This window comes from Staphylococcus sp. SM3655, from assembly GCF_016917315.1.
GTDB lineage: Bacteria > Bacillota > Bacilli > Staphylococcales > Staphylococcaceae > Staphylococcus > Staphylococcus aureus.
Map to the genome: position 1 here is coordinate 2,804,124 of NZ_CP070305.1, position 24,395 is coordinate 2,828,518.

Sequence of the window (24,395 nt, forward strand, 5' to 3'; positions counted from 1 at the left end):
AACTACTAACTCCTTTCTTGATTGCTTTCATGATTTAAAATCAACGAAACAACAATCAGTGTTATACCAATGCATAAAAGTCCTATATTTTGACCGAATGCTTTATACACAGAAACATTAACCACAAACAAACCTAATAAAAAAAGGATGCTAACCAAATTAGCAACCAAGAAATTAAAAAAGACATTTATTTTATTCAAGTCCATTTTGTCACCACCTTTAAAATCCGAATTCTTCGCTTTCATATTTCTCCGTCCAATTTTCTTGGAATTCGTGCATTCTAGCTTCAGTGAAAGCTGTGATAATCGAAATAATCGGATCTATTTTTTGACGATTCATTTTTTTATTTATTTTCACATTGTCTTCTCCGTCACGAATCAAAACGGCATTATTAACTGATGTTGTAAGTAACATATTATCGTTATGCTGTATTCTTTCATCTGCAACCCACATTCTAAATTCTTTAATAGATTGTGATAACGCCTTAAAACTTTGTCCCACTTCAATGAGTGGCCAATCTAAAGCCATTGATTCGATTGTTGTTATAAAACTTTGCGCATTCCAAGGGTCATAGCAAACAGCCTGTACATTCAGGTCATGCGTCGTTATAAATTTCACTATAAAATCGATAACTTGTTTATAATCAATCATGCCGCTATCTGATTGTGTAGTCTCAGCTTCGCCACGTTCAATCGCTAATTCATAATTTATTTTGTCTCTCTTAGATTTTTGTTCTAAGTTTGTTCTTAATCCAATGAAAGAATGACTATGTAAAAACACTTTTTTATCGTCGTTAGGGAAAATAAACCCTACAGATGTTAAGTCATCCAATCTCGATAAGTCGACACCTATATACACATCTTTACCATTGATATTAGGCATAGGCGTTATTACTTGTTCCCAATCTGAAATATCTAGCAAGCTATCTTCTCTTTGCGCTTGCCATAAATTGAAGTTTTTAATCAAAATCTTATGATATGATGTCCCTTTTTCTAATTCGTCTTGTATATCAGCTTTTACATTTTGAAGTATAGTTTTTCTATGTTCTTTTGATTCTAAAAGCGGCATTGCTTTAATCCACTTTGTTTCATCTTGAACTTCTTCTTGTGAATCCATTTCAGCACAATATACAAAGTAATTATCAGCTCTTACTTCTTCATTTAAAATACGTTTAATATACTTATACTCTTGGTACATTTGACTATTTAAATTGTCTCCGGCCGTTGAAACAAGTAGGGTTAAAGGATTTTTTTGTAATGTCATACCTGTTTTAAACCTTGAGTACATCTCATCATCAGGCATACTTGCCAATTCGTCCAAAATAACAACTGTAGGATCTTTACCATCAACCGCATCTGGGTTATTGGAAAGAGGTGCAAACACTGAACTACTTAATACATCTTCAATGTCTGTCTTTCTTACGTCTGTTTTTTCACGGATAAACTTGCTTTTACTTCGCATTAGGTTTACTTGTTGGCTTGCCATCTTGAATATTGTTTGCGCTTGCTTATAAGTAGATGAAGCTACATAAATTTGTCTATTAAATTTAGGGTATTGTCCAAACAACAGTTCGTTAACGGACATTCCCGATACGATTAGAGACTTACCTTGTTTTCTAGCCATACTTATATAAGCTTTAGTAAACATTCTGTATTGACCTCTACGCCAGCCGTATAAGCTCCCAACAATGAATTTCTGAAACTCCATAAGAGGCATGGGCTGGTTTGTTTTAGGGTCTGGAAGCATTTCCACAAATTTAATTGCTTTGTTAGACAAATGATTATCCCAATGGCAACCATTCGGCGGGTTCTCCATAAAAGATAGGTGACGTTTACATACTTGAATATTCTTCAAACTTGCCAAAATTTCTCCTGAAACTACCTTTTTTGCGTATTTAGTAACATAATCAGTCATTACTAATCACTCACAAATTCCATATATGGATCATCATCTTCTTTTTCATCAGGAACCATAATACGCAATCGGCTATCAATAGTTAATCCTAAAGTATTAGCTGTTTGTTGCAATCGAATACCCGCTTTTTCCTTTATGTTGAACGCCGGATTAACCTTTTGATTTCCTTTGTCGTCTTCTAAAATCAAGTCTTCGCGCTCTAAAATCAAACTTGCTTTAACAAAGTCACTATAAAAACTACAATATTGTGCTAATTGTGCTTTATCTAAGTTGGAAATTGGCAATTCTTGCATGTGCGGTAATATTCTTAAGTATTCTTGTTTCGCTATTTCATCTAAAAAGTGCGGTGGTTCAGTATCGATTTTAGAAAATTTATTTAATTGAGCTTCTTGACGCTCTTTTTCAATAATTTCTTCTTTTGTATAATTCTTGTTCGAATTTGACAAAAGCTTCTTAGGTCTACCCGCCATAAATTAGCACCTCCTACTAAAAAAACTTAAATAAAGGGAATTTTTTGAGAAGAAAACTCTGCTCCGTTCTCCAGAACCTTTCATTGACGCCCGTTTCATCTTTGGGGGGACTTCCTATTTTTATCTTTTTTAATATTTCTTCAAATCTTCTTTTGTCTTTTGGTTATGGCAAGCATCACACAAAGGCTGTAAATTACTTTTGTCTAATCTTCTTGCCCAATCAATTTTTGTTGGTACAATATGGTCAACCATAGTCGCTTGATTGCCACAAGAAACACAAATAAAATCATGTTCTAACAATACAATTCGACGCATGTTTTGCCACGTTTTCGATTTATAAAATCTTAAATACTCTGGATCGTTTCGACGTCTCAAATCATTGTAATTTTCATTTGCATATTGCTTGTGTTTATCACAATAACTTTCATTATGATTAATCAATACATTACATGTTGGATGACCACATCGCTTCATAATAGACAATGCACATCACTCCTTGTCGACTTTCTTAACATCTTGCACAGTTACTTGTCTATCATCTTTATCATTGCTAATTAACAATAAGTTTCCTATCGATCCATCAACAAGATACTTACTACCTTGAAACAATACTTTGTCTCCTTGTTTTATACCATTGTCTAAATTGATAGTCTGATTAGGTTTATTCATCAAGATAGTGTTAACACTATGACCAGCTATCTCATCCAAGTTAATACCTAACACGTTAGTAAGATTAGCTATATTCCACAATGCTTCGCTAAGTTCATTTATCATAATTCCTTTATCTATCGGTACATTACAAAACATATGCTGTTTAATTAGATCTGTAACATTGTCTGTAGATTGAGTTAAACCTAAGCCGTAACAAGTAATAGATTCATTTAAATTCAATTCATCATTGTGTGTACGTGTAGCTATCTCTTGGTACTTTGATATCTCCATTCTCCACCTCTTGTTTATAAAAATAAAAACCCTCACTTAATGTGAGAGTTCAAAATAAATATAAATGTTTTGCTACATAGCAATTATAATAAAAAACAATATGTAGCATCAAAATTAGTCCGATGTGTACGATTTGTACGATGTGTCCGATGTGTACGATTTGTACGATGTGTCCGAACTGTCCGATGTGTACGATGTGTCGGTTTCTTGTTGCAAGTTATAAAGTATATTTACTATATCTTTTACTCTAGAATAAAAATTGTCTCTGCCTATATCAAGAATACTCATAATCCTATTATGGCTTTCTCGTTGTTTTAACATTTGTAAAATATGATAATCTTTTTCATTCGTGATGTATTCTTCATATTCATCAATGAACGCTATCTTCTTAATCAAGTAATCGTACTTTCTAAGCGCTTTGTTTTTGTTTATAACTTTCACTAACACTTTATTGCTAGTCGTGCCTTTAGCTTTTGGCATCGCAGATTGATAACCATATTGTGCAATTGATGTACTTTCGTTATCGTAGACTTTACTGTCTATTATGTTCTTCATCCACTTGTAGTTATCTATCATTTCACGTATTTCTTTCCTGTTATACATGCAATACCTCCGATAATATAAATTACTTTTTAATATCGTTATTCATTCGCTTCAATTCAATCCTGTATTCTTCTAACCCGTTGTATCCTTTAGTTTTAACTACTTCATCAAGTAGATAATCATTCATATATCTGAGTGCTTGTATCTCTCTTGCACGATCACTATTAATACTGATACAAACTAATAGCAATATAGCAAATACAATAGTCATAGTAATCCACATCATTTAAATCTCCTCTTGTTTAAATTAATAATAATTCTTTCTTTTATCGAAGTTCTGTTTATTTTAAACTTTTGACTAAACTGTTCTTCAAATTTATCAAGATAAAGATTATAATCGTTTATTTTTCGTCGGTACTCTGAAGTGATAAAACTATCAATATGATTATAAGCTCTATTTTCATTCATTTTATTAATTATATTTTTTAAATAAGATATATCTTTTTGATATTCATTTATAATAGCAATTGTTTCCATAACAAAAGAAGGATTAAAAAAAATCTGATTTGTACTAAATTCATTGTTGAAACTCATCTTAAAATCTTCCATTGCCTTAACTCTATTTGATAAATTAATCATTTGTCTAAATCCAATAACATTTTCATACGCTTTTTTACTTTGCTTATCTAAATTATTAAAGACTTCAATATCAAAAAAATCTAAAAATTCATGCTGTTCTGTTGGAATAATATAAGCTCCAATCATCTTTTTAGCCTTTTTAAAACAATCTAAATATATCGGATATATTTGTTCTAAATTGATTTTTTTACGTTGTAAGTTAGAATCTGTAAAATACCTAAAAATCTCTTTAACTGAATAAAGCACAACACCTCCTGCTAAAGTATATATGCTTCCTATTATTTGCTCGTTCATTTTTATCTACCTCTTTATAATATTTTCTGAAAAGGAATCTATAATTTTATACATACCAAAAATTCCTAATGCATTTATTATCACTCCATCATCAATAATATATATGGATATTAAGAAAGCAAACAGCAAAACGATCAAATCATAAATAAATATTCTCATTATTCACTCACCTCCGCTCGAAAGACGTAATCACTCGACGCCTCTACATCATCATTAGCCGTCATCATAATATATACTTGCTCAGTTACATACTTACCTAACTCGTACATTGCTAGTAGGAATAATAATCTTAGTATTTGCTTAATCATTTCCCACACTCCCTTATATTTTCAAACAACTGACCCACTTTAATAACTGCACCTCTTTTAACTTGCGCCTCGTACCTCTCTTTCGCTTCTTCTTTACTCTCTGCCTCAACAACTGTAAACCTTTGATTGCTCTTAGCTTTAGTTATGTGTGTATGCTTGCGTCCTGTTGAATCTTTGAATGTTGTGACTAGGTATTGTGTCACTTCCCCAAAACCTCCTTGACTCGATCTAATATGTCTTTACACGTATCCTTTTCCTGCGTCTGCTGTTCCATCTTGTCTTTCATGATTCCTTTTCATTTTCTTTTTGTATGCGTCAATGAGTTGGTCGATAGAATATAAGTTGTAAGCTATGTCTATCACTATAACAATTGCTTGTTGGTCGGGATAAAATTCTTTGAATATTATCTGTGGTGTACTAACAACTGCGTCTTGAGCAAATTCTTTATCTTTAAAATTAAACATTTTGTGAAATTCTGTATCTTTAAAACTTGATTCAATCGCTTCTTTTATCTCTTCTGATGACACTCCTACTTGATTCGCAATACTCAATCCAAACGCCAACATGTCAGCTAATTCATCAAGTTGTACGTCTAACGGCTTACCTGGTTTCTTCTTCCAGTTCTTAAACGTTTCCAATGTATTAAACCATTCAAAGAATTCAACTACATATGCTATTTTGCTATCTCGTAAGTTCAGCGTTGGTATTCTATCGTCGAACTCCTTTTGTATTTGTAATAACTCTTGTAACTGATCAATTGTTAATGTGTTAGTCATTTTCCTGTGCCTCCTCATATTTATAGACAACTTGACCCGTCATAATCCCTACTGCTTCATCAAGTTCAATACCTTCTTTAACTGAATGTTGAATAGCATTTGTCATTCCCTCAAGTATTTCATCAAACGCTTGCGCTTTCTTATATACGTCCTCAATCTCTTTTAGTAATCCCTCTGTGTCATTGCCGTTATACGCACTAGCACTTATAACGGATTGTTCTATTTGTTCACGGTTATTCATTAGTGTCTTCCTCCATAAAAGTTTTATTGTTTAATTCCATTCCAAATTTAACTCTTTCACCATCTTTGCCAAATTCGTTTATTAAATCTTTTTCAACGCTCTTGCAATACCTATCCCATGCACTTGCTTTCTTCTCCAGCTCTTTGTTGCGTTCTCTTAACTTACCTATATCCCCAATAAGCTCATCACGTTGCTTCTTGTACTCATCACGTTGTTTTCTCATCTTCTTCAACCTAGCGTCCATTACACCTAGTTGGACCCCTGTTTCATAGTTCATTCTGTTACCTCCAATAAATGTGATGATTCAAATATGTTGCCTTTAACCTCACAGTCATATCTAAGGAAGGATTTTATGTCTATATACTCAAAGTAATCATTTTCGGAGACTGCGCCCTCAAACATAAAATCTTTTAATTGAATACCATTTACAACATCAATAGATATTACTGCTCTATTAATTGTTCCTATTACAGATTCATCGTCTGGCATCTCTAATATTTCATCTTCAAACTCAACTATATCTCCCGCATATATTTCGTTGTTGTTTTTGTCTTTAAGTCCTGTACTTTGCATAAGTTCTACATCTTTAAAATCTCTTGCATGTATTAAAGCTTCTGCTTCCGCGTAGTTTTCATAGTGAACTTCAGTCTCAATGAAGTCGAATCCTACAACATCGTGTATTCTTCCTGTATATTCGTCCCACACTCGATATTTCGGCATCATACTACTACCTCCACTTTTTCGACCTCTATGCTTGCAGTTTGGAACGGGAGCTTTTTACGAGTCAGTTTTAATACCGTATTCGTGGCTTCTTCCTCATTCGTACTTTGCACAAAATAATGCTTTTTTAATTTATAATTACATTTAGACGCTAAGAACTTGATACAAAGACTTACTTTATAGGTTTGCATCATTCTACCAACTCCCCATCTTTCCAGATTAACGTCATAGTTAGGTCGTCGTTTAAGATATAGTATGCTTTAGGGGAATAAAGCAAAGAACGCTTAATCGAATAGTCATTGTAAACGGACATTTTTCCGTCTTTGTACATTTTTACTAACTTCGGTATTACAGTTTCTTCCGTGATTTCCTCTTCATATTCGACTTCAAAAGTGTCATCGGCTGATATATATTCTCTTAAGATGCACTTTCTTCCGTCGTAAAGATGGAAATACACATATGTTTCATTACTCTTGCCTTGCGCATAAAATTTCTCTCCTCTTACTAATTCAGGGTTCTCCCATGCCCACTTAATTAATTCATCTAATGTCATTTCTTTTTTAAATTTGATTTTCATTTTTATATCTCCTCTAAAATAAAGTTAGTTGCTTCTGTTCCTCGTATTCCAAACCATGTTGCTTTATATATGTTTCGAGCTCTTCTGCTGTATCAAACATCTTTTTAACGCCTTGCCAACCTGGTACGATATGCCCATGAAAGTAATAAGTGCCGTTTACTACATGAATATGTGCCACTCGTTCGTTATCCTGATACAGATATCTCTTAGATCCAAAGAATTGATTTAGGTATTCTTTGCGTGCGTTATCTGTCATGATCTACTTCTTAACTTTCACGAATATGTCGTTTTCCATCAGGTAGCACGCATAACGTCCTCTTGGATGTTTCTGTGGTACATTAAACAAATGTGGCTTCTTTCTTCTTAGCTCAGCCTCTTTCTTTTGCTTTCTTTCCAATTTGCGTTCGAGTCTAGCTTGTTCCAGTCTTTCTATTGTTTTCTTTTCTCTGTACTCGCTTAAACGCGTACCTTCTGGTGCGTCCATTGCTTCATGTAGTTCCCAACCGTCTTTTACTCTCTTAGAAACCATTCCAGCGGTTATACCGTGACTTTCTATTAATTCCATTTCAAATTTACTGAACCTATAAGGTTTATCGTTTATTGTTACAATTCTTGCTTTTCTCGCCATTTTATCCACCTCTTATATTTCTTCTATTCGTATGATTATTTTGGGCTCAATTCCATAACGCTTTGAGCTAGTTATTTCTGTAATTTGGTTATCGTCTTTCCATACATGGCCATTACAAGCATCTAATACCGTTTTAATTAAGTTGTCGATATCCGGCTTAGTCACTTTATACTGCCCAACCATTTCGCTTTTCTTTTTCTTCGACCACGATTTAAGCAATGGAAAGTAAAAGTCTAATTCGATTTTTAGTGCGCGCTCTAGATTTAACTTAGGCATTTGCCCTTGTATATACGCTTTATGCTTTGTGTAAGACGTTGGCATGTAAGTTTGAACAAATCTACCTGTTTTACGAAAGCGTGGACGGGGCGACCCCATCGGCGCATTAAACACTTCATTAAATTTAATTTCTATCTCCATGTAATCCCTCATATATATTCAAATAAGCTTGTTTGGTGTCCTAACTCCATTTGTTCATTATCAATAAGTGTATTTAATTCATAATCGTCTAAATACCAACGACGACCATTAAATTTTGTTTCTTTTATTCCAACAACTAAATGCCGACCATCTTTAAAATGTGGTGTAACTGAAAACATTTTGTTGCCGTCATGATCAAATAGATAGTATTTATCAAATGCATCCATTTTCAATCACTCCCATTTGCTATTTAGACGCTTAATAAAAGCTTCTCTGTCTTTCTCAAGGTTTTCATCTACTTCCGGCGTTTTCGTTTCTCTCGTGCTGTCTGTGAGCCATTTGGGTGTTTTTTCTTTCGATGGTTTAACATAAGGTTTATTAGTTTGCTTTTTGCTTTCCAGTTGTTGCTTTTCAAATGCACGTACTTGTTCAATAGATTTCAAGTTTGCATTAAGCCATGTATTCAAAATGCTTTTAGCATATCCCCAAGTAACTTTATTTCTGTCTTTAGCGATTTTAAGTGATGCGGTAACTATTTGATCTGAATCATTTTCAAATGAATCAAGATAGTAATTTAAATCGTCTAAATTGTAAGGAGTTATGAAACCGAATCCGTTATCTTGGAAGAAGTCGAAGGCAGCTGCCTTCTTCTTCTCATTATTCACATTCTTTTCATTATTATCTTTATTATCATTATTGTTTGTGTTGGTTTGATGTTGTTTTGATGTTGGATTGATGTTTGACTGATGTTGTTTTGATGTTGGTTTGATGTCGTTTTGATGTTGGTTCCTTCCCTGCTCACTTTGATAAAAGTCATAATTGACAATGGTTATAAGGGTATATTTTGATGTTGTTTTGACTTCTAACATTCCATCACTCTCGAGTAAGTCAAGGAAGGTTTTCACTTTAAATCGTGACCAGTTAAAAAGGTCAGACAAGGTCAAAATCGATGTTAATCTTTGTCCTCTTTCTACGGTTACAATTTGGTTTCCAATAGGCACTTTTGCCTTTGAATGATTCGCTTCCATGAGTAAATATATCCATGCTTCAAACTTTGAAAATGTTCTCTTTTCTTTAAATAGCCAATGATTTTGAATTGAGCGATCAATACTTATCCAACCAGTCATATACACACCTCACTTTCAAACCGGTTAAATTAGAATGGTAAATCATTGTCATCTATTTCAATCGGACCATTTGCATTCGCAAACGGATTATCTTTTACTGGTTTGTTATTTGAATATTGCGATTGTCCACGTGTTTGTTGTACTTGTTGTTGGTATAAATCTTGTTGAGTGTCATTTGAGTTTTTCGGTTCTAAAAATTGAATACTATCAGCAATAACTTCCGTAACATATACACGTTGACCTTCCTTATTTTCATAATTCCGCGTTTGTAACCTACCATCTACGCCCGTCAACGATCCTTTAGATAGGTATTTATTAACGTTCTCTGCTTGTTTTTTAAATACGATGATATTAATAAAGTCTGCCTCGCGCTCTCCTTGTGCATTCGTAAATGTGCGGTTAACTGCTAATGTGAATGATGCTACATTTACACCACTTTGAGTGGTTCTTAATTCTGGGTCTCTAGTTAAACGACCAACTAATATTGTTCTGTTTAGCATTTATAAACCTCCAACATAAACGGGCGCGCCCGTCACTTTTTGTATTTCACTTTTAATGTATTTTGCATTTGAATTTTGACTACTTAAATGAATTAAATGTATTTCTTCGAGTCTAGTTAAATCATTTGCTTTTAACATTCCGATAGCATGTTCTAAGCTAAAATGAGACTCCATAATTCTGTTTGCTAATGTGCTGTGCACACTGCCGTTTTTTATGTTTTCCTGCATTTGTTCATAGATATAATTAACTTCTAACATCATGTGCGTAATGCCGTTAAATTTGTATTTCAAATACTTTGTATCAGTAACATACAGAACCTTATAACCTAATGTACTTTGTAATAAGAAAGCCACAGGCTCGTTAGCATCATGTTCGATGTCAAACGGTAGAATTGACCATGTGCCTATTCGCAGCTCTTGCTTTGCCTTAATCGTGCATAAGCGATGACTTTCAAAATTCATAGCTTGTTGTGTTCCAGCAGTCATATAGCTGATTACACCATTGTCGACAAACTGCTTTGTGTACTTTGCATGATCACCATGTTCGTGTGTGATAAGACACCCTGCTATATGTCTTGTTTTATATTTAAAATGCTTTTGAACACGTTCAAATTTTATACCTGACTCAAGTAGTAACGTAGTACGTCCATCATTTAAGACGTAGCAGTTACCACTTGAACCAGTTGCTATTGTTTCAATTAAAATGGCTCTTCTTCGCTTTCTTTTTCTGTTGCAGGTTCTTTTATTTCTTCAAAGTCAGATACATCAATAGGCTTATCATTTTCTAATTCTGTGTATTGTGCTTCTTCGAGAACTGGTTGTTCAAAGTCCAATTGTTCTTGATTTGCATTTTCTTCAACTTCTGCGTCCAACACTTCTTTGCGTTGACGTTGTTCGGATTCTTGTGCGTATTTGAAAAGATTGCTATCTGTTGATGTGTTGATATAACGTTTAGCAGCTCTATTGATAACTGTTTTTTTAGCCATTTCTTCTTTGAAATTATTATGTGTTTTAGAATTTTGTAATGCTTTTTCATCTTTAATCATTGATGACTGCATCCATGCTTGTTTAATTTGTTCAATAGTCATGACTTCAATATAGTTATCTCGTCCATCATTAAATACGATTGTGCAGTACGCACCGATAATGTTTTCTTTGTCGATGTTAAAGAAGTCTTGTTCGTGTTTAATCGCTTTGATACGTCCTGTTCCTCCCATTTCTTGCTTGAATGTATCGCCTTTATAAATCACTTGAGCAACAACATCTTGAGCACCTGCATCACGTTTTAACATCATTACATTACCGTGATAGCTACGTTGTAACTGCATTTTGTTGCCGTAAGGAATAAAGTAGCATTGATTTTTAGCTGGATTTAAACCTTGCGTTACCATGTCTAATAAGGCATTTGCTTTGCTTGTATCGTTACAACTCATTAATTTGTTATCTTGGCTGATTTGTAACCATGCTTGTTTCATGGCATTACTTGGTGAATAATCATTTGGCAATTCCAAATTGCCTTGTGACTCTAAAACTCTCACTTTGTTTAATACGTTGTCAGATACGTTCTTTTCTTGTACTAATTGTTGTTCAATAGTTTGTAATTTATTATTTTCAGTCATTTTATATAGTCTCCATTCTTATTTTTTTATCTTGTTCATTTACTATCAATTGAATTTGTTGTGATTCTGTTTTGATAAGCTCTGTTACTGATTCAGCATTATCAATAAATATTGGCGCTGTAACTTTAAAATGTTTTGACAGTGTATTGATGATATCTAAGCCAACATTAATTCTTGAGGCGTTATTTAAACCGCTGTCGTATTCGACGCCGTTAACCGTTGTGGAACATGTTTCTTCTAATTCGCCGTTAACTAAGGTATTGAATAACTTAAATTCAGCAATCTCAAATTCATTATTGATATTTTCAGTAAGCATTTTGACTTTTGTTGTTGTAAATTCTTTTAAGATATAAAGGTCATGTGAATACTTTTCTTTTTCATCCAATAATCTATCTTCTTCATTTCTTAATTCAGAAATAACATCATCTAGATGTTTATTTGATTTTTCGATTGATCTTGACACTTCAATTTCTGATTTTTCTTGAGTAAGTTCGCTTATTTTGTCATCTATTCCTGAAACGTTATCTTGAATAGTTTTCCTAATGTTCGAGCGTTTTTGATTAATCTCGTTTATCTCTAACATTACTGCTTTGTATTCGTCAGTTTGTGTAACGTCAACATGAGTCGTTTTCAACTTATTAATTTTGTTTTGTATTCTTGCTGAACGCTCTTCTGCTTCGTTGATTTTAATTTGTAGATTATTGTTGTCATCCTCTAACTTCTCGATGATTGGCTTTATTTTCTTTCCTTCTGAAATAATGTGATTGATAGATGTTTGTATTGTTTCTAATTCTTTCGATTTTTTTACATTGAATTTCTGTAAAGCTTTTTCTCTTGCCTCATTCACTTGTTCAGTTGGTAACTGTTGACCGCAACAGCTACATACATTGTCATCAAGATGTTCAAATTTTTGATTTTTAGATTTTTCTAAATCACTTTTTAGTCCTTTGTGATTTTCCAATAATTGATTACGTCTATTTTCTTCATGCGTAATTTGTTGTTTGTTTTGCTTTAATCTCGTTTTAAGGTTCGCAACCGTTCCATTTTCAACGTGTAACTCATTTGTTAAAGCATAAATTTTGTTCTCATTACTTGCGCTGTTATTGTCTTCTATGCGTTTCAATTCTGATTGTTTATCAGCTAATTGATTACGCAAATTAATTTCTTCCTTACCGTTTTGAATATCTATACGCTCATTTTCAAGTTGCTCAATTTCTTGTTTGATAATTGCGTATCTATCGTTATCGAATTCTGGTACATCCTGCTTATTTTGTTGTGTTTGATTAATACGTATCGGAATATCTTTGATGTCTTTGTTAATCTGCTTTATCTTGTCAGTAAGAATCTTTTTCTTTGTTTCAATTTCATGATCACCAAGAATATTATTTAATTTTTTAAAGTCGTTATTTGTTTTAATGACATCCTCATCATTAATTGGTTTTGCAATTTCAAATAACAAACTTCTTCGTTTCTTCCAATCGAGTAAATTAAATGCTTGGGGATTTGTAATCAACTTGAATACATCTTCATCAATTAGTTCATCAATACGAGCTTTATAATCCTTTACTTTTATTGATTCATCATTGATATATTGTTTCTTTGTTCTACTTCGTGAGTATTCCTTGCGATTCGTCTTTTGATTTATTGTGTATTTAGGATGTGACTCTTTTTTGAAAGTCGTTATTTTTCCGTCGATTTCAAATTCTGCGAAAACAGTCGGAATTAACTCATAATTTTCTTCGTTTTTTTCGTTTAAAGGTACAGGGTTAAATGATTTGGTTGATCCGTCCAAACCTTTATCGAAAAGCAGCCATTGTAATGCGGTTGCAGTCGTAGTCTTACCAGTCGCATTATTGCCGTATATTTTTGTGTCTTTACCGTCAAAGTTAAAGCTTTCTTCTTTGATTCCAGCAAAGTTTGATATTGTTAGCTTATTTATTTTTATATCCATCATCATGCTCCTTTTTTAATCTTTCGGTGACCTCTTAACACCTCGATAATTAAATTTTTTATTCGTTCGTGGCTGTCCGGATTGATTTCATGTATCTGTACAAGCTTATTGTTCGTTTTGTAACTGTCGTGATAGTGCAAGAAATTAATCGATAAGTATCCGTGATGATTACGTTCAATTTCCAATAATGCTCGTTGGTTTGACAAAGTATATTCGTCGAATAACGTCTTAAAAATATTCAATATATTTCTTTCTGTATCTCTCATGCTTATACCTACCATCTCATGACTAAGTTAATTAGCCTGTCTCTTTCGTCTGTGTTCTCTTCAATCCATTCATAAATAGATTGATTTAATATGTCTAATGCTGTGTATAGATCATTCTCATCTGTTATATTTATACCGTCGATAAATCTATCTTCTAAATCTAAGACATTCACTAGAATGCTGTAATCTTGTTTCTTAACTGCTAATTTAAAATCGAATCCGTCTACATTAATTACTTTTTGACATACATCGCCAATTTTGTAGTACATTGTTGACACTTCCTTTATTTCGTTTTATATTGAATATGCATTAATTTTCTAATTGTTTAGACTGTTACTCATTGCCGTGAGTAACAGTTTTTTTATTCTTCATAAAAGTATTCCTTATAAAATATGAATGTTGCGATACTTGCGAATCCCGCAATCGACCATGCAGTAGTGAAGTATAGAAACGGCATAAGTACAATTGCTAAGACTGTAAAGCACAGTACTGCTACTAGGTAGCTTTTATAAATGTTGCTCATTTTATTCTCTCCTTATATATTTCATTGAAATGCTCATCGACGAATTTATTCATCTTTCTTGCGTTAAATCTCCAGCGATTAAAATTCTCATCTGGGTAATGCACAATTCCTTGCGCTCTTAGTTCTTTTTCAAATCTAGGATGAAATAGTAATCTGTCCTTGATAGTCTCATCAGATGCAATTTTTAATTTCTTCTTTAAGTCACTCATGTTCCATACAGGGTCTAATGTATAACCAATTAGCTCATCATATTCATCTTTTGTGATAAGTACATGTGTTTCAGGTATTGGAACGGTTACGTTTAATACATGTGGCATTTCTATCATTCCTTTCGTGTATAATGTTGTTATCTCCTACAGAGAGGAGGTGAATATTATGAAAAACTACTATCACCTTTTGTCTTTCGATGACGATTTAGCTAATGATGCAGCCAACGATCTGTTAAAAGAAGGTTGGGATATCGTTCATGTTGGTACAAAATTAGTTAAAATTTTGGATAATGGACAAGCGTACTACAATACTGAATACGTTCTGGGCGGAACTAAAAATCAGTATGAAAAATATTTAGAAGATTGCCAGCAGTCCGAGTTAGATTATTTTTAACTTATGTTTTTCTGCGGTTATTAGCTAAATACTTTTGTTCTCTATCAATTAGGTAGAGAACTTTTTTAATTTCAGTGTAAGAAAATTTTTCTAGTTCAATACATTGATTAATTACAGACATTAAATTCTTTTGTTTATTATTTAAATTCTTCTTTTGGATTTTTAAAGAATAAAGTTCTTTCATATCTTCCATATTGTTTATGCTCCTTTCTGCTATACTCCTATTAAGGAGGTGAATTCGTATGAAGTTAAAACACGATTGCATACGTGAAGTTCTTTTAGTTATAGAGAGTGATTTAAAATTAAATAATGTTCTAGATAATGAAGACCTAGAAAATACAATTAAAAATTTCTCACGTGAAGACATCGAATACACTGTTAAACAATTGACCGGTGCAGGTTATATAGACGCTGAATTCTATATGGAAGGTTATTTTGTTAAACATATGAATTTTTCAGGTCACAACCTTTTGGATGATGTTAGAGATGTCGAAGTTTGGAGAGAAACTAAAGCTAAAGCGTCAAAAGTTTCTTCGGTTTCAATCCCTATAATTCAACAAATCGCATCGTCAGTCGTTAACAAGATGCTCGGGCTATAGTAATTTAAATTCAACACCGTCTATTTGAACGAACAGATTATCTAAGTCAGGTATTTTCTTTTTATATAAATCAAACCTTGATTTGATATCTGCTAATAAATAATGTTCCAAATTCCCAATTGATAATAGTCGTCTATTACCTTCTTCGTCATAGTAGTAATAGATGACTTTTTTGTTTTGAGCTTGCATTGTTCGTTCCTCCTGTTAAGCAGTTACGTTAGCTTCATAACCGAATTCAGTCATGATTTCATGTATTTTCAATCTGCCTTTTTGTGTCCATCTAGTTTGTAAAACTGTGTCTTCTCTACCGTCAGAGCGTACAATTGCTATAGTGTCTGATTCTGTGTAACTCTTGCCCATGTGTTCTGAGTAAAGCACCCACTGTTTATTTACTTTTCGTTGTAATCTAGCTTCGTGTAGTAGTTTGTTTAACTTTTGTGCTGATATACCGTAGTCTGCCGCGATTTGAGTTGTAGCTAATGTGCCAGTTGATTTTAAGATTTCATCAACATAATCTGCTTTGGGTTTTAGCTCTCCGATTTCTTGTTGTAAAAGTAAGTTTTGCTCTTTTTCTTTCTTATACTCAGTCAACACTGTAATGATGTAGTCTGGATCTTTTAATGTTTGTTCAATTACATTGTCTGTTGCGTAGATACCGTGTTTGCGAATAGCTGGTAGGACATCTGATGTTACCCAGCGTTTGAATTTTCTAGCGGTTTCTCTAATTTTTTCGTTTTTGCTTTGTTTAGAAGCATCGAAGATTAGACTGTATAATCCTGATTCGTTGATAATGATCATATTTCTGTTTTGACCTGATGCACTAAATTGGTGCGTCAGCTTGTCCTCGCTATCAACATGATTTCTAATGGCATTGTCTGCTCTTGCATATCCTAAAATCTCAGCAATATCTTTTCCTACAAAATAAGGTTCGTTTTCAATTTCTACTGTTCTTACTGGTAGCTCTTTAAAATTAAATGTTTGTAATGCTTGCATTGTTCGTTCCTCCTTTTAAGATGTTTGTACAGTTTTATGTACATTTTGTTCAAAAAAATATCTACCTACTTTTGTTGGTGGGATTTCTAATAATTCACAGATTCGTTTTATTTCCCATTGTGTGAATAAATTTTTTCCTTGCAACTTGTGATTAATAGATGTCCTTGAAATAGGGATTGCGTTCGCTAAAGAACTTTGGCTATATCTATACTCTGCCATTCTTTCGTACAGCAAACTATAATCGAAATTGTATATCATAAACTCACCTCCCTTCTTGTTCGGTTTTCTGTACAAATCAATTAAAACACCTTTGTTTAAATAAGTCAACACATAAAATACATTTTTCTGTACAACATTTGTTAAAAATTATTGATAATCGTCATTGTACGTAGTATTATATTCTTAGGAGGTGTTCAGAAATATGAACAGTTTTAAGGATAGATTAAAGCAAATTATGTCTGAACGGAAGATATCTCAATCAGAGCTATCAAGAAGGACTGGTATTGGCAGAAACTCAATTAGCGATTATTTAAATGGAAAATATGAAGCGAAACAAGACAAAGTCTTTGAACTAGCAAAGGCTTTAAACGTTAACGAAGCGTGGCTTATGGGTTTTGATATTTCTAAGAATAGAAAAATTGAAAATAACGACATCGCTTCCATATACAGTAAACTCACGCCTCCAAGACAAAAAAATGTGCTTAACTATGCAAACGAGCAATTAGATGAACAGAATACTAAAGGCGATAATATTGTCGATATTAATTCATATAAACAGGATAGAATTGCAGTTAACGTCAATGGTTGTGTCTCTGCTGGTGTAGGAGAACGTCTACACGGTGAAACATTGTTTACCGAAATGGTTAAAGCACCTATCCCACCACATGATTTAGCATTAAAAGTAAACGGTGATTCTATGGAACCTATGTTTAAAGACGGTGAAATTATATTCGTAGAGAAAACTCATAATATAAAAAATGGCCAAATTGGTATATTCATTATTGAAGAAGAAGCTTACGTTAAGAAAGTTTTTGTTGAAGATGATAGATTGACTCTAGTCTCACTGAACAAAGAATACCGCGACCTTCACTTTTATAGAAATGAAAGTGTGAGGTTAGTAGGGAAAGTAATTTTATAGGAGATAGTAAAATGAAACCTAGAAAGCAAGATGAAAAAATATTATCAGATCAATACAGTTACTTTGAACCAATAATCAGCGACAGTTGTGACATAAAATTCGACGGAGACAAGAGGAGAATTGGTTCTATATTCATTTCACATGAGGAAATTTGTTTTATAAGGAAAGAAGAAGATTATATATTTAAAATTTCGTTATCAGACGTGGTAGATTACAATACTGTTGTTACTATTTGGAAAAACCAAGCTTCTTTAACATTAAACGATAATAGAAAAATAACGTTTTATTTCGTAACAAATTCTCCTTTAACAGGATTTATCTCAATTTTAAAAACTTATATGCAATTATCTAGGAATAGGGAAACAATTATTCCAGATGATAATCTACTTATTAATGATGACGATGAACAAACTAAAGTTGAAATTTTCGACGTCGTAGGATTAAATTATGAGGGTCGTAGAAAAGAATTAAAGAAACTTATCAAAAAAATGAAAACTAACGACGCTTTCTTTTTCTTGTATAGTGATTTGAAAGGGAATGAACTTAAAGAAGAATTGCTTTATGAAGACAAGGTGTATGAAATTCCTGATTACGAGGTTATTCCTGGTGTATTCTTACAAAAAGAACCGGATAATCCTTATGATGAAAACGCGATAAAAGTTATGATTTCAAATGAATACTCTGAATTTCACGTTGGATATGTGCCTAGAGAGTATGCTTCAAGGTTAGTCAATTATATAGAAGACACCGTTTCTTGTAACGCATATATTAACGGTGGTAAGTATAAAACTTTAGATTATTTAGAAGAGAAAATTGTTACTAAAGAATCAGACTATGGATTACGAATACATGTAGAATATAAAGTTTAATCAAAAAGACGTCTATTTCAGCAGTGTTTGAAAGGAAGTTTATAATGAAAATAACTAATTGCAAAATAAAAAAAGAAACTATAGTATATGAAGTTTTAACTAGTGGTAATCAACCATTCACTTATGAGTTACCTAAAGATTTATCGTCACATAATGCGCGTAAATACTTGGAATTTATTTCACAAAAATTAGATGGCGATAAGTTAACCAAAGAAGATTCATTATGATTTTACTAAACAAAAAACGCCTACAAGTGTAGACGTTGAATGGTGGTGAGAATTTTATGGCGGATAAAAACAAAAAACAAGAAGCTACTCGTAGTAACCCAATAAACAAAAGTTTTGAAAAGCCGGGTGCCAGCGAAAACTTAAAAAGCACTTTATCAGAAAAAGCTAAGAAAAAAGATTAATATTCATTCATTAAATATAAATCCAATTTAATTTGTTGTTTAAGGTCTACAAGTGTATGTTTAATATACAATTCATCGTTTGACGGTAAATCAGATACTTTGAAATCTTGTCGCTCAACCTCTAGTAAATCGAAATCGCTACCAGCTGAATTATAGGTTTTAAGTTCACCCTCTTCAATGATTCTGTTTTCAAAGTCTTTAATAACTATAAATACTGGTTTACCGTTGTTATTAAACAACTTGTCTCTTTTGTCTAATAAGCTTATACAATCCAAATTCATAAACTTTCTTGTTTCATTAATTAACCAGATAATGAATTTAACAATTAAAGGATTAAATACAAGCACTGTTAAAACAAAAATAATTAGAAACCAAATATTTGCTTTTAGACCTGTAAGCAACTGAAGTAAACTCAAATTTTTTAAATCAACATTATTAAAAATTATAAAAGTATAAAACCATATCAAACATGTTTCAATAGAAAAAATCAATAATACAGGAGTATTGATAATCTTGTTTTTTTCACTAACTAAACCTATCATTGTTAGATATTTATATGGTATGTAACCTAAAACTCCTGTAAGAAGAAGCGCCCCTAGAAATTGAGTCATCTTATCACCTACTTTTTATTTTATTATAACATATTTAGTACCTAGTACTAAATTTTGGGTAGCCCGCCTACCCTTATTATTTTTTGCCAATTTTGAGGAGGGAACGCATGAAAACACGTTGTTACGATGGTAAAAAATGGCAATATGAATTTAAGCATGAAGGAAAAAGATACCGTAAGAAAGGTTTTAGAACAAAGCGTGAAGCTAATTCTGCTGGACTAGACAAGTTAAATGAGTTAAGAAGTGGTTTTAATATAGATAACTATATAACTCTTGCAGAATACTTCGAAAATTGGATTAAAACATATAAACAACCTGTTGTTAAAGAAAATACCTACCGTCATTATAGAAATGCATTACAACATATACAAAAACATAAAATAGGTAAAATGGAGTTATCAAAGATAAATAGACAAGTTTATCAGAAATTCATAAACGACTATTCAAAAGAACACGCAAAAGAAACTATAAGAAAAACAAACGGTGCTATTCGGTCAGCTTTAGATGACGCATTATATGATGGACTTATTTTTAAAAACCCCGCTTATAAAGTTAATTATAAAGCCGGAAAACCTACGAAGTCAGAACAAGAAAAATTCATCTCGGTAACTGAATATGAAATACTAAAAGATCACGTCAGAAAGAAGAGAACTCGTTCATCATTAGCGCTATTCATAATGATTTGTACGGGTTGTCGTGTCAGTGGTGCAAGAAATATAAAGATTGAGCATATCAACCAAGTGAAAAACACTATATTTATTGACGAGCGAAAAACCGATACTTCCCCTAGATATATCAGTATCGCTAAATCTGATATGAAACACATTATGGACGTCATAAGTACATTTGCAATTAGCTATGATGGTTACATTTTCAAAGAAGCCGGATCTATAATTAACCTTCAGGCTATCAATAATGCTTTGAAATCAGCCTGTAGAGTCAATAATATACCAATTATTACATCGCACGCATTAAGACACACTCATTGTTCTTATTTACTAGCAAAAGGTGTATCTATACATTACATTTCTAAAAGATTAGGTCATAAAAATATAGCAATAACTACATCCGTGTATTCTCATTTGTTAGAAGAAAAATTTAATGAAGAGGACAAAAAAACAACTAAAATTTTAGAAAGTATGTAATTTAGGGACCCATTAGGGACTCCAAACCCAATAAATACTGTTGTTACAAGGTTTCTATGTATCCAAACTGGGGGCAATATAAACGCGCTGATTTAATCGGACAATCTTCTTATATTAAAAATAATGATGTCGTAATATTCAATGAAGCATTTGATAATGGTGCATCAGACAAATTATTAAGTAATGTGAAAAAAGAATATCCTTATCAAACACCTGTACTCGGCCGTTCTCAATCAGGGTGGGACAAAACTGAAGGTAGCTACTCATCAACTGTTGCAGAAGATGGTGGCGTAGCGATTGTAAGTAAATATCCTATTAAAGAAAAAATCCAGCATGTTTTCAAAAGCGGTTGTGGATTCGATAATGATAGCAACAAAGGCTTTGTTTATACAAAAATAGAGAAAAATGGTAAGAACGTTCACGTTATCGGTACACATACACAATCTGAAGATTCACGTTGTGGTGCTGGACATGATCGAAAAATTAGAGCTGAACAAATGAAAGAAATCAGTGACTTTGTTAAAAAGAAAAATATCCCTAAAGATGAAACGGTATATATAGGTGGTGACCTTAATGTTAATAAAGGCACTCCAGAGTTCAAAGATATGCTTAAAAACTTGAATGTAAATGATGTTCTATATGCAGGTCATAATAGCACATGGGACCCTCAATCAAATTCAATTGCGAAATATAATTACCCTAATGGTAAACCAGAACATTTAGACTATATATTTACAGATAAAGATCATAAACAACCAAAACAATTAGTCAATGAAGTTGTGACTGAAAAACCTAAGCCATGGGATGTATATGCGTTCCCATATTACTACGTTTACAATGATTTTTCAGATCATTATCCAATCAAAGCCTATAGTAAATAGTGCTCAACTAACTAATAACTCGCTTCGTTCTAAAAGGTCGAAGCGAGTTATATTGTTAAAATTTGAATTGACTTACATTTTAATAAAATCATCTTAACAATTTTAATTTTTCATTAATACAAGTCTTTACTCTACACTCAAACAAGATTCATACACTGCACATCATAATAAATCTATCTATTCAAATATAAATAAAAGTTACCTACTACATTCTATGTAGCAGGCAACTTTTATTACTTATTTCTTTTCATTATCATTAAGCACTTTTACAAACTTCACATTATGTGTCTTCCAATCAACTTCATATAATGCTGATAATTTTTCTTCTTTTTTATCTACATGGTTTTCACCAGACCAATAGCCCCAGAAACCATGACGATTCCAATCTATTTTAAACTCATCCATTGATCTTTTATAATGAACAACAAATTTTGATTTACCTTCATCTTTTTTATCATGTGACATAACAGCTAAAAATTCTGGATTAAACCCTTCAGAAACAGTTACAGGCATCTTATTCTTAGGAGTAAAATTATCTTTCGCCCATAAATTTCCATTTCGTGTTAAAGAAAAGATTTCACTTTTAGTTCTATTATCACTATCATTAGTTAATTGTCTCGTATGGTCATGTCCCATATTATTTATCAAATGTGCTTCTACTTTCCAACCTACACCTTTATGTGACGTAGATTGATCAAGTAATGTACGATACGATGGTTGTTGATAACTAATCGTCTCTGAATAATTACTCTCTTTTGTAATATTTCCAGTTAACCCTCCACGATTAATCGAAAAATCTCCACCTGTTTTATAACCATACGTATATTTAACTTCTCTTGATTCATCCTGATTTTTTGGTGCAAAGTCAGTCACATTTGTATTGTTGTTGTCATCAACATTTTGAATTGAAACTGAATAAGATCCAGGCCATCTTAATGTACTATTCCAATAACCATTTGGGTCTAGAATTCTTAAACCACTACCTATTGTTCCTTTCGCTTTAATAAATACTGTTTCTTTATCATAATTAGGTTCAGTTAAGAAGTTAAATTGTAAGCTTTGAGTAATATTTTTTTGACTATCACTTGTTGTAGCTGTACGTGTATACATTTTAGTATCACCATCAAGATTCTTCTCAGAAACAGCTTTAATTTCAGAATTAATTTTTGCATAAGAAGTAGCTGGTAATACAGTGAAAGTAGTCGATAGTGCTAACGTACAAATTGTGATATTTTTATATAGTTGTTTAATCATTTGTAATCCTTCCCTTCGATTTTATCCTTCTCTAAATGATTTATTATCAGAGTATTTATCAACGACTTTAACTGTTTTATTTTTCCAATCAACTTCATAAGTGACAATTAATCTTTGACCTTCTTTATTTTTTTCTAAAATTGGAGGTGCATAATGTATTCCAGGTCTGTTTTTCAAAATATCTTGATTTCGTGTGTATGTTACTTCAAATTGCGTTTTCTCATTTGACTTTTCATTAGATAAATAAGTTAAAAATTCTGGATTAAAGCCACTTCTTACTAATGCTGGGTATCTATATTTTGAAGCAAAGCTTAGTTCAGGGTTTTCAACAGTAGCAATTCTCGTATTTCTATAGAATAATAATTCATCATTTCTATTTTTCACTTCTCCACCATACTTCAAGTCATTCGCAATAACTGACCAGTGTACATGCCAGTTATTATTTTTACCGCTGGCAATTGTGTCATAATTTTGCTGATTATAACTAATCGTTTTGGAGTAGCTATTTGATGAAGTTCGTCCAATACCTTTCGTTGAATCGAATTTACCACCTGAGCTATATGAAAATGTACTGTCTACTTTCGCAGTTGAAATTTTATTTTTCGGCAATTGGTCTAATATTTCAGTTTTAGGATTTCTTTTTACTTGAAAATCTACATGGTACTCACTTGGATACTTTAACCAATTTGAATTTTTTTCTTCTTTATGAGATTCAAACTTTAAATTTGAATGAATTGAGCCTTGTTTTTTAACAAGTAATACATTCTTGTCATAAGTTGGATCATCGATAAAGTCGAATTGTAAATTTTGGAGTATATTTGTTTTCTCATCATATACTGTTTCAGTTCGTTTTGTGATTTTACCGTTTTTCCCAATATCATCCGGTGCTGTTGAATTTTTATCTTTATTAGTAACATTACGTTTGTCTTTTTGTTGAGACTTATCAACATGTTCTTTCTTATTTTGGTCTTGAGAGTCTTTATGAGCTGAATTTGCTTGAGTCGTTGCTGCTGATAACAATAAAATTGCACATGATAATGATGACGCTATTAAAACACGTTTTTTATTTTTCATTGTTATAACCTTCTTTCGTATGATTGATATTTGTTGATATGTATCGACATGTGAATAATATCACAAAAACAGAGAATATATATTTAACTATTTATTAAATGATTTTGTTAATATTATTAAATACTTTATCCTCTTTAAAAATAATGTGTGTACAAAGTCATTAATTTAGCAAATATTTTTATTTAGTAGTTAATAACCATCGATTTGAAATTTATATATAATTATTAGCTAAATAATATCCTGCATCTTTCTGATACAATTTACTATAAAATTGAGCATACCCGATATCAGTGTTAATAAGATCGTTGATACTAGACAGTTAATTTCATAGAACGAAATCAAATAACACACTACTTTCTGCATT

Annotated in this window: 43 protein-coding genes and 1 pseudogene; 8 read left to right on the forward strand and 36 right to left on the reverse strand. The window is 32.2% G+C overall.

What is annotated here, in order from left to right:
- Positions 1–5: 5 nt before the first annotated feature.
- The 29 genes from JQN76_RS13850 to JQN76_RS13985 form a co-directional block, all read right to left on the reverse strand.
- Positions 6–206, reverse strand: a complete 201-nt coding sequence (locus tag JQN76_RS13850) for a hypothetical protein (RefSeq protein ID WP_001836552.1) — start codon at positions 204–206, stop codon at positions 6–8.
- A gap of 13 nt (positions 207–219) precedes the next feature.
- Positions 220–1,914, reverse strand: a complete 1,695-nt coding sequence (locus JQN76_RS13855; protein WP_000133306.1) for a terminase large subunit — start codon at positions 1,912–1,914, stop codon at positions 220–222.
- Positions 1,915–1,916: 2 nt separating this feature from the next.
- Positions 1,917–2,384, reverse strand: coding sequence for a phage terminase small subunit P27 family (locus JQN76_RS13860; RefSeq protein ID WP_000919026.1), 468 nt, complete (start codon positions 2,382–2,384; stop codon positions 1,917–1,919).
- A 129-nt stretch (positions 2,385–2,513) separates the two neighbouring features.
- Positions 2,514–2,858 (reverse strand): HNH endonuclease, encoded by a 345-nt coding sequence (locus JQN76_RS13865; RefSeq protein WP_000817289.1) that lies wholly within the window; start codon positions 2,856–2,858, stop codon positions 2,514–2,516.
- Between the two features lie 15 nt (positions 2,859–2,873).
- Positions 2,874–3,326 (reverse strand): nucleoside triphosphate pyrophosphohydrolase family protein, encoded by a 453-nt coding sequence (locus JQN76_RS13870; protein WP_000406187.1) that lies wholly within the window; start codon positions 3,324–3,326, stop codon positions 2,874–2,876.
- A 114-nt stretch (positions 3,327–3,440) separates the two neighbouring features.
- On the reverse strand, positions 3,441–3,929 hold the full coding sequence (locus tag JQN76_RS13875; RefSeq protein ID WP_205397776.1) for a hypothetical protein: 489 nt from the start codon (positions 3,927–3,929) through the stop codon (positions 3,441–3,443).
- A gap of 22 nt (positions 3,930–3,951) precedes the next feature.
- Entirely contained in the window at positions 3,952–4,152 is a 201-nt protein-coding gene (locus JQN76_RS13880) for a DUF1514 family protein (protein ID WP_000265041.1), read from the reverse strand.
- Positions 4,152–4,802: a hypothetical protein gene (locus JQN76_RS13885; RefSeq protein ID WP_001005262.1), complete on the reverse strand. Its 651-nt coding sequence runs from the start codon at positions 4,800–4,802 to the stop codon at positions 4,152–4,154. The genes JQN76_RS13880 and JQN76_RS13885 overlap by 1 nt, the downstream gene beginning before the upstream one ends.
- Positions 4,803–4,960: 158 nt before the next feature.
- The gene (gene rinB, locus JQN76_RS13890; RefSeq protein ID WP_000595267.1) at positions 4,961–5,110 is read right to left on the reverse strand and encodes a transcriptional activator RinB; all 150 of its coding nucleotides are present in this window, start codon (positions 5,108–5,110) and stop codon (positions 4,961–4,963) included.
- A complete protein-coding gene (locus tag JQN76_RS13895; RefSeq protein WP_000195810.1) occupies positions 5,107–5,313 on the reverse strand; it encodes a DUF1381 domain-containing protein in 207 nt (68 codons plus the stop codon). The genes rinB and JQN76_RS13895 overlap by 4 nt, the downstream gene beginning before the upstream one ends.
- 36 nt (positions 5,314–5,349) lie before the next feature.
- Positions 5,350–5,886, reverse strand: coding sequence for a dUTP diphosphatase (locus JQN76_RS13900; protein WP_000185669.1), 537 nt, complete (start codon positions 5,884–5,886; stop codon positions 5,350–5,352).
- Positions 5,879–6,127, reverse strand: a complete 249-nt coding sequence (gene higB / locus JQN76_RS13905; RefSeq protein ID WP_001065083.1) for a type II toxin-antitoxin system toxin HigB — start codon at positions 6,125–6,127, stop codon at positions 5,879–5,881. Before higB ends, JQN76_RS13900 begins: the two co-directional genes overlap by 8 nt.
- The gene (locus tag JQN76_RS13910; protein ID WP_001105621.1) at positions 6,120–6,404 is read right to left on the reverse strand and encodes a hypothetical protein; all 285 of its coding nucleotides are present in this window, start codon (positions 6,402–6,404) and stop codon (positions 6,120–6,122) included. The genes higB and JQN76_RS13910 overlap by 8 nt, the downstream gene beginning before the upstream one ends.
- Positions 6,401–6,850, reverse strand: a complete 450-nt coding sequence (locus tag JQN76_RS13915) for a YopX family protein (RefSeq protein ID WP_000982708.1) — start codon at positions 6,848–6,850, stop codon at positions 6,401–6,403. Before JQN76_RS13915 ends, JQN76_RS13910 begins: the two co-directional genes overlap by 4 nt.
- Positions 6,847–7,041, reverse strand: a complete 195-nt coding sequence (locus JQN76_RS14235) for a hypothetical protein (RefSeq protein WP_000983954.1) — start codon at positions 7,039–7,041, stop codon at positions 6,847–6,849. The genes JQN76_RS13915 and JQN76_RS14235 overlap by 4 nt, the downstream gene beginning before the upstream one ends.
- Entirely contained in the window at positions 7,038–7,424 is a 387-nt protein-coding gene (locus JQN76_RS13920; RefSeq protein ID WP_000693615.1) for a hypothetical protein, read from the reverse strand. The genes JQN76_RS14235 and JQN76_RS13920 overlap by 4 nt, the downstream gene beginning before the upstream one ends.
- A 13-nt stretch (positions 7,425–7,437) precedes the next feature.
- A complete protein-coding gene (locus JQN76_RS13925; protein ID WP_000131377.1) occupies positions 7,438–7,680 on the reverse strand; it encodes a phi PVL orf 51-like protein in 243 nt (80 codons plus the stop codon).
- Between the two features lie 3 nt (positions 7,681–7,683).
- On the reverse strand, positions 7,684–8,052 hold the full coding sequence (locus JQN76_RS13930; RefSeq protein ID WP_000101270.1) for an SA1788 family PVL leukocidin-associated protein: 369 nt from the start codon (positions 8,050–8,052) through the stop codon (positions 7,684–7,686).
- 12 nt (positions 8,053–8,064) lie between these two features.
- Complete coding sequence (locus JQN76_RS13935; protein WP_000401964.1) at positions 8,065–8,469, reverse strand: RusA family crossover junction endodeoxyribonuclease; 405 nt, start codon at positions 8,467–8,469, stop codon at positions 8,065–8,067.
- A gap of 8 nt (positions 8,470–8,477) precedes the next feature.
- Complete coding sequence (locus JQN76_RS13940; protein ID WP_000338528.1) at positions 8,478–8,696, reverse strand: DUF3269 family protein; 219 nt, start codon at positions 8,694–8,696, stop codon at positions 8,478–8,480.
- A gap of 6 nt (positions 8,697–8,702) precedes the next feature.
- Positions 8,703–9,596, reverse strand: coding sequence for a DnaD domain-containing protein (locus JQN76_RS13945; protein WP_000148329.1), 894 nt, complete (start codon positions 9,594–9,596; stop codon positions 8,703–8,705).
- A 29-nt stretch (positions 9,597–9,625) separates the two neighbouring features.
- Positions 9,626–10,096: a single-stranded DNA-binding protein gene (ssb, locus tag JQN76_RS13950; protein WP_000934769.1), complete on the reverse strand. Its 471-nt coding sequence runs from the start codon at positions 10,094–10,096 to the stop codon at positions 9,626–9,628.
- Positions 10,097–10,714 carry an MBL fold metallo-hydrolase gene (locus JQN76_RS13955; protein ID WP_071621397.1) on the reverse strand — a complete coding sequence of 206 codons (618 nt, stop codon included), beginning with the start codon at positions 10,712–10,714 and terminating at the stop codon, positions 10,097–10,099. It abuts the gene before it with no gap.
- An 80-nt stretch (positions 10,715–10,794) separates the two neighbouring features.
- Complete coding sequence (locus JQN76_RS13960) at positions 10,795–11,715, reverse strand: recombinase RecT (protein ID WP_000138481.1); 921 nt, start codon at positions 11,713–11,715, stop codon at positions 10,795–10,797.
- Position 11,716: 1 nt separating this feature from the next.
- A complete protein-coding gene (locus tag JQN76_RS13965) occupies positions 11,717–13,672 on the reverse strand; it encodes an AAA family ATPase (RefSeq protein WP_001813910.1) in 1,956 nt (651 codons plus the stop codon).
- The gene (locus JQN76_RS13970) at positions 13,669–13,932 is read right to left on the reverse strand and encodes a hypothetical protein (protein WP_001205732.1); all 264 of its coding nucleotides are present in this window, start codon (positions 13,930–13,932) and stop codon (positions 13,669–13,671) included. Before JQN76_RS13970 ends, JQN76_RS13965 begins: the two co-directional genes overlap by 4 nt.
- Positions 13,933–13,940: 8 nt before the next feature.
- Positions 13,941–14,201: a DUF1108 family protein gene (locus JQN76_RS13975; protein WP_000291488.1), complete on the reverse strand. Its 261-nt coding sequence runs from the start codon at positions 14,199–14,201 to the stop codon at positions 13,941–13,943.
- 92 nt (positions 14,202–14,293) lie between these two features.
- Entirely contained in the window at positions 14,294–14,455 is a 162-nt protein-coding gene (locus tag JQN76_RS13980) for a DUF1270 domain-containing protein (RefSeq protein WP_000066020.1), read from the reverse strand.
- Positions 14,452–14,772 carry a DUF771 domain-containing protein gene (locus tag JQN76_RS13985; protein ID WP_001815221.1) on the reverse strand — a complete coding sequence of 107 codons (321 nt, stop codon included), beginning with the start codon at positions 14,770–14,772 and terminating at the stop codon, positions 14,452–14,454. The genes JQN76_RS13980 and JQN76_RS13985 overlap by 4 nt, the downstream gene beginning before the upstream one ends.
- A 58-nt stretch (positions 14,773–14,830) precedes the next feature.
- On the opposite strand from JQN76_RS13985, the gene JQN76_RS13990 reads away from it, so the two are divergent.
- Positions 14,831–15,058 (forward strand): hypothetical protein, encoded by a 228-nt coding sequence (locus JQN76_RS13990; RefSeq protein ID WP_000801108.1) that lies wholly within the window; start codon positions 14,831–14,833, stop codon positions 15,056–15,058.
- A gap of 1 nt (position 15,059) precedes the next feature.
- On the opposite strand, the gene JQN76_RS13995 is transcribed toward JQN76_RS13990, so the two are convergent.
- A complete protein-coding gene (locus JQN76_RS13995; protein WP_000389906.1) occupies positions 15,060–15,251 on the reverse strand; it encodes a hypothetical protein in 192 nt (63 codons plus the stop codon).
- Positions 15,252–15,300: 49 nt separating this feature from the next.
- Here JQN76_RS13995 and JQN76_RS14000 point away from each other — a divergent pair, with 49 nt between their 5' ends.
- Complete coding sequence (locus JQN76_RS14000; RefSeq protein WP_000768245.1) at positions 15,301–15,657, forward strand: DUF2513 domain-containing protein; 357 nt, start codon at positions 15,301–15,303, stop codon at positions 15,655–15,657.
- Here JQN76_RS14000 and JQN76_RS14005 read toward each other — a convergent pair.
- From JQN76_RS14005 to JQN76_RS14015, 3 genes are read right to left on the reverse strand one after another with little or no spacing between them, the layout of a single operon-like run.
- Entirely contained in the window at positions 15,652–15,846 is a 195-nt protein-coding gene (locus tag JQN76_RS14005) for a hypothetical protein (protein ID WP_001148859.1), read from the reverse strand. The genes JQN76_RS14000 and JQN76_RS14005 overlap by 6 nt on opposite strands.
- A 15-nt stretch (positions 15,847–15,861) precedes the next feature.
- Positions 15,862–16,650 carry a phage antirepressor gene (locus JQN76_RS14010; RefSeq protein WP_001148565.1) on the reverse strand — a complete coding sequence of 263 codons (789 nt, stop codon included), beginning with the start codon at positions 16,648–16,650 and terminating at the stop codon, positions 15,862–15,864.
- A 15-nt stretch (positions 16,651–16,665) separates the two neighbouring features.
- On the reverse strand, positions 16,666–16,908 hold the full coding sequence (locus tag JQN76_RS14015) for a DUF739 family protein (protein WP_000639922.1): 243 nt from the start codon (positions 16,906–16,908) through the stop codon (positions 16,666–16,668).
- Between the two features lie 163 nt (positions 16,909–17,071).
- Here JQN76_RS14015 and JQN76_RS14020 point away from each other — a divergent pair, with 163 nt between their 5' ends.
- Genes JQN76_RS14020 through JQN76_RS14035 form a run of 4 tightly spaced genes read left to right on the forward strand, consistent with a single transcriptional unit; the run spans position 17,072 to position 19,066 of the window.
- The gene (locus JQN76_RS14020; RefSeq protein WP_001083967.1) at positions 17,072–17,788 is read left to right on the forward strand and encodes a LexA family transcriptional regulator; all 717 of its coding nucleotides are present in this window, start codon (positions 17,072–17,074) and stop codon (positions 17,786–17,788) included.
- Between the two features lie 11 nt (positions 17,789–17,799).
- Positions 17,800–18,657 carry an HIRAN domain-containing protein gene (locus JQN76_RS14025; protein ID WP_000804508.1) on the forward strand — a complete coding sequence of 286 codons (858 nt, stop codon included), beginning with the start codon at positions 17,800–17,802 and terminating at the stop codon, positions 18,655–18,657.
- 44 nt (positions 18,658–18,701) lie between these two features.
- Positions 18,702–18,884 carry a hypothetical protein gene (locus JQN76_RS14030; protein WP_000705243.1) on the forward strand — a complete coding sequence of 61 codons (183 nt, stop codon included), beginning with the start codon at positions 18,702–18,704 and terminating at the stop codon, positions 18,882–18,884.
- A 35-nt stretch (positions 18,885–18,919) separates the two neighbouring features.
- On the forward strand, positions 18,920–19,066 hold the full coding sequence (locus tag JQN76_RS14035; RefSeq protein ID WP_001013104.1) for a hypothetical protein: 147 nt from the start codon (positions 18,920–18,922) through the stop codon (positions 19,064–19,066).
- On the opposite strand, the gene JQN76_RS14040 is transcribed toward JQN76_RS14035, so the two are convergent.
- Entirely contained in the window at positions 19,063–19,677 is a 615-nt protein-coding gene (locus JQN76_RS14040) for a hypothetical protein (RefSeq protein ID WP_000191459.1), read from the reverse strand. The genes JQN76_RS14035 and JQN76_RS14040 overlap by 4 nt on opposite strands.
- Before the next feature lie 107 nt (positions 19,678–19,784).
- Here JQN76_RS14040 and JQN76_RS14045 point away from each other — a divergent pair, with 107 nt between their 5' ends.
- Positions 19,785–20,822 (forward strand): tyrosine-type recombinase/integrase, encoded by a 1,038-nt coding sequence (locus JQN76_RS14045; protein WP_000857176.1) that lies wholly within the window; start codon positions 19,785–19,787, stop codon positions 20,820–20,822.
- A gap of 56 nt (positions 20,823–20,878) precedes the next feature.
- A pseudogene (gene sph / locus JQN76_RS14050) lies at positions 20,879–21,703 on the forward strand (sphingomyelin phosphodiesterase); the annotation flags it as partial.
- A 237-nt stretch (positions 21,704–21,940) separates the two neighbouring features.
- Here sph and lukG read toward each other — a convergent pair.
- A complete protein-coding gene (lukG, locus tag JQN76_RS14055) occupies positions 21,941–22,957 on the reverse strand; it encodes a bi-component leukocidin LukGH subunit G (protein ID WP_000595401.1) in 1,017 nt (338 codons plus the stop codon).
- A gap of 21 nt (positions 22,958–22,978) precedes the next feature.
- Positions 22,979–24,031, reverse strand: a complete 1,053-nt coding sequence (lukH, locus tag JQN76_RS14060; RefSeq protein WP_000791404.1) for a bi-component leukocidin LukGH subunit H — start codon at positions 24,029–24,031, stop codon at positions 22,979–22,981.
- Positions 24,032–24,395: the final 364 nt, after the last annotated feature.

What these genes read in the sequence shown, in the direction of transcription:
- JQN76_RS13850 (WP_001836552.1), bottom strand. Translation starts at nt 206, where the DNA reads ATGGACTTGAATAAAATAAATGTCTTTTTTAATTTCTTGGTTGCTAAT.
- JQN76_RS13855 (WP_000133306.1), bottom strand. Translation starts at nt 1,914, where the DNA reads ATGACTGATTATGTTACTAAATACGCAAAAAAGGTAGTTTCAGGAGAA.
- JQN76_RS13860 (WP_000919026.1), bottom strand. Translation starts at nt 2,384, where the DNA reads ATGGCGGGTAGACCTAAGAAGCTTTTGTCAAATTCGAACAAGAATTAT.
- JQN76_RS13865 (WP_000817289.1), bottom strand. Translation starts at nt 2,858, where the DNA reads ATGAAGCGATGTGGTCATCCAACATGTAATGTATTGATTAATCATAAT.
- JQN76_RS13870 (WP_000406187.1), bottom strand. Translation starts at nt 3,326, where the DNA reads ATGGAGATATCAAAGTACCAAGAGATAGCTACACGTACACACAATGAT.
- JQN76_RS13875 (WP_205397776.1), bottom strand. Translation starts at nt 3,929, where the DNA reads ATGTATAACAGGAAAGAAATACGTGAAATGATAGATAACTACAAGTGG.
- JQN76_RS13880 (WP_000265041.1), bottom strand. Translation starts at nt 4,152, where the DNA reads ATGTGGATTACTATGACTATTGTATTTGCTATATTGCTATTAGTTTGT.
- JQN76_RS13885 (WP_001005262.1), bottom strand. Translation starts at nt 4,802, where the DNA reads ATGAACGAGCAAATAATAGGAAGCATATATACTTTAGCAGGAGGTGTT.
- rinB (WP_000595267.1), bottom strand. Translation starts at nt 5,110, where the DNA reads ATGATTAAGCAAATACTAAGATTATTATTCCTACTAGCAATGTACGAG.
- JQN76_RS13900 (WP_000185669.1), bottom strand. Translation starts at nt 5,886, where the DNA reads ATGACTAACACATTAACAATTGATCAGTTACAAGAGTTATTACAAATA.
- higB (WP_001065083.1), bottom strand. Translation starts at nt 6,127, where the DNA reads ATGAATAACCGTGAACAAATAGAACAATCCGTTATAAGTGCTAGTGCG.
- JQN76_RS13910 (WP_001105621.1), bottom strand. Translation starts at nt 6,404, where the DNA reads ATGAACTATGAAACAGGGGTCCAACTAGGTGTAATGGACGCTAGGTTG.
- JQN76_RS13915 (WP_000982708.1), bottom strand. Translation starts at nt 6,850, where the DNA reads ATGATGCCGAAATATCGAGTGTGGGACGAATATACAGGAAGAATACAC.
- JQN76_RS14235 (WP_000983954.1), bottom strand. Translation starts at nt 7,041, where the DNA reads ATGATGCAAACCTATAAAGTAAGTCTTTGTATCAAGTTCTTAGCGTCT.
- JQN76_RS13920 (WP_000693615.1), bottom strand. Translation starts at nt 7,424, where the DNA reads ATGAAAATCAAATTTAAAAAAGAAATGACATTAGATGAATTAATTAAG.
- JQN76_RS13925 (WP_000131377.1), bottom strand. Translation starts at nt 7,680, where the DNA reads ATGACAGATAACGCACGCAAAGAATACCTAAATCAATTCTTTGGATCT.
- JQN76_RS13930 (WP_000101270.1), bottom strand. Translation starts at nt 8,052, where the DNA reads ATGGCGAGAAAAGCAAGAATTGTAACAATAAACGATAAACCTTATAGG.
- JQN76_RS13935 (WP_000401964.1), bottom strand. Translation starts at nt 8,469, where the DNA reads ATGGAGATAGAAATTAAATTTAATGAAGTGTTTAATGCGCCGATGGGG.
- JQN76_RS13940 (WP_000338528.1), bottom strand. Translation starts at nt 8,696, where the DNA reads ATGGATGCATTTGATAAATACTATCTATTTGATCATGACGGCAACAAA.
- JQN76_RS13945 (WP_000148329.1), bottom strand. Translation starts at nt 9,596, where the DNA reads ATGACTGGTTGGATAAGTATTGATCGCTCAATTCAAAATCATTGGCTA.
- ssb (WP_000934769.1), bottom strand. Translation starts at nt 10,096, where the DNA reads ATGCTAAACAGAACAATATTAGTTGGTCGTTTAACTAGAGACCCAGAA.
- JQN76_RS13960 (WP_000138481.1), bottom strand. Translation starts at nt 11,715, where the DNA reads ATGACTGAAAATAATAAATTACAAACTATTGAACAACAATTAGTACAA.
- JQN76_RS13965 (WP_001813910.1), bottom strand. Translation starts at nt 13,672, where the DNA reads ATGATGATGGATATAAAAATAAATAAGCTAACAATATCAAACTTTGCT.
- JQN76_RS13970 (WP_001205732.1), bottom strand. Translation starts at nt 13,932, where the DNA reads ATGAGAGATACAGAAAGAAATATATTGAATATTTTTAAGACGTTATTC.
- JQN76_RS13975 (WP_000291488.1), bottom strand. Translation starts at nt 14,201, where the DNA reads ATGTACTACAAAATTGGCGATGTATGTCAAAAAGTAATTAATGTAGAC.
- JQN76_RS13980 (WP_000066020.1), bottom strand. Translation starts at nt 14,455, where the DNA reads ATGAGCAACATTTATAAAAGCTACCTAGTAGCAGTACTGTGCTTTACA.
- JQN76_RS13985 (WP_001815221.1), bottom strand. Translation starts at nt 14,772, where the DNA reads ATGCCACATGTATTAAACGTAACCGTTCCAATACCTGAAACACATGTA.
- JQN76_RS13990 (WP_000801108.1), top strand. Translation starts at nt 14,831, where the DNA reads ATGAAAAACTACTATCACCTTTTGTCTTTCGATGACGATTTAGCTAAT.
- JQN76_RS13995 (WP_000389906.1), bottom strand. Translation starts at nt 15,251, where the DNA reads ATGGAAGATATGAAAGAACTTTATTCTTTAAAAATCCAAAAGAAGAAT.
- JQN76_RS14000 (WP_000768245.1), top strand. Translation starts at nt 15,301, where the DNA reads ATGAAGTTAAAACACGATTGCATACGTGAAGTTCTTTTAGTTATAGAG.
- JQN76_RS14005 (WP_001148859.1), bottom strand. Translation starts at nt 15,846, where the DNA reads ATGCAAGCTCAAAACAAAAAAGTCATCTATTACTACTATGACGAAGAA.
- JQN76_RS14010 (WP_001148565.1), bottom strand. Translation starts at nt 16,650, where the DNA reads ATGCAAGCATTACAAACATTTAATTTTAAAGAGCTACCAGTAAGAACA.
- JQN76_RS14015 (WP_000639922.1), bottom strand. Translation starts at nt 16,908, where the DNA reads ATGATATACAATTTCGATTATAGTTTGCTGTACGAAAGAATGGCAGAG.
- JQN76_RS14020 (WP_001083967.1), top strand. Translation starts at nt 17,072, where the DNA reads ATGAACAGTTTTAAGGATAGATTAAAGCAAATTATGTCTGAACGGAAG.
- JQN76_RS14025 (WP_000804508.1), top strand. Translation starts at nt 17,800, where the DNA reads ATGAAACCTAGAAAGCAAGATGAAAAAATATTATCAGATCAATACAGT.
- JQN76_RS14030 (WP_000705243.1), top strand. Translation starts at nt 18,702, where the DNA reads ATGAAAATAACTAATTGCAAAATAAAAAAAGAAACTATAGTATATGAA.
- JQN76_RS14040 (WP_000191459.1), bottom strand. Translation starts at nt 19,677, where the DNA reads ATGACTCAATTTCTAGGGGCGCTTCTTCTTACAGGAGTTTTAGGTTAC.
- JQN76_RS14045 (WP_000857176.1), top strand. Translation starts at nt 19,785, where the DNA reads ATGAAAACACGTTGTTACGATGGTAAAAAATGGCAATATGAATTTAAG.
- lukG (WP_000595401.1), bottom strand. Translation starts at nt 22,957, where the DNA reads ATGATTAAACAACTATATAAAAATATCACAATTTGTACGTTAGCACTA.
- lukH (WP_000791404.1), bottom strand. Translation starts at nt 24,031, where the DNA reads ATGAAAAATAAAAAACGTGTTTTAATAGCGTCATCATTATCATGTGCA.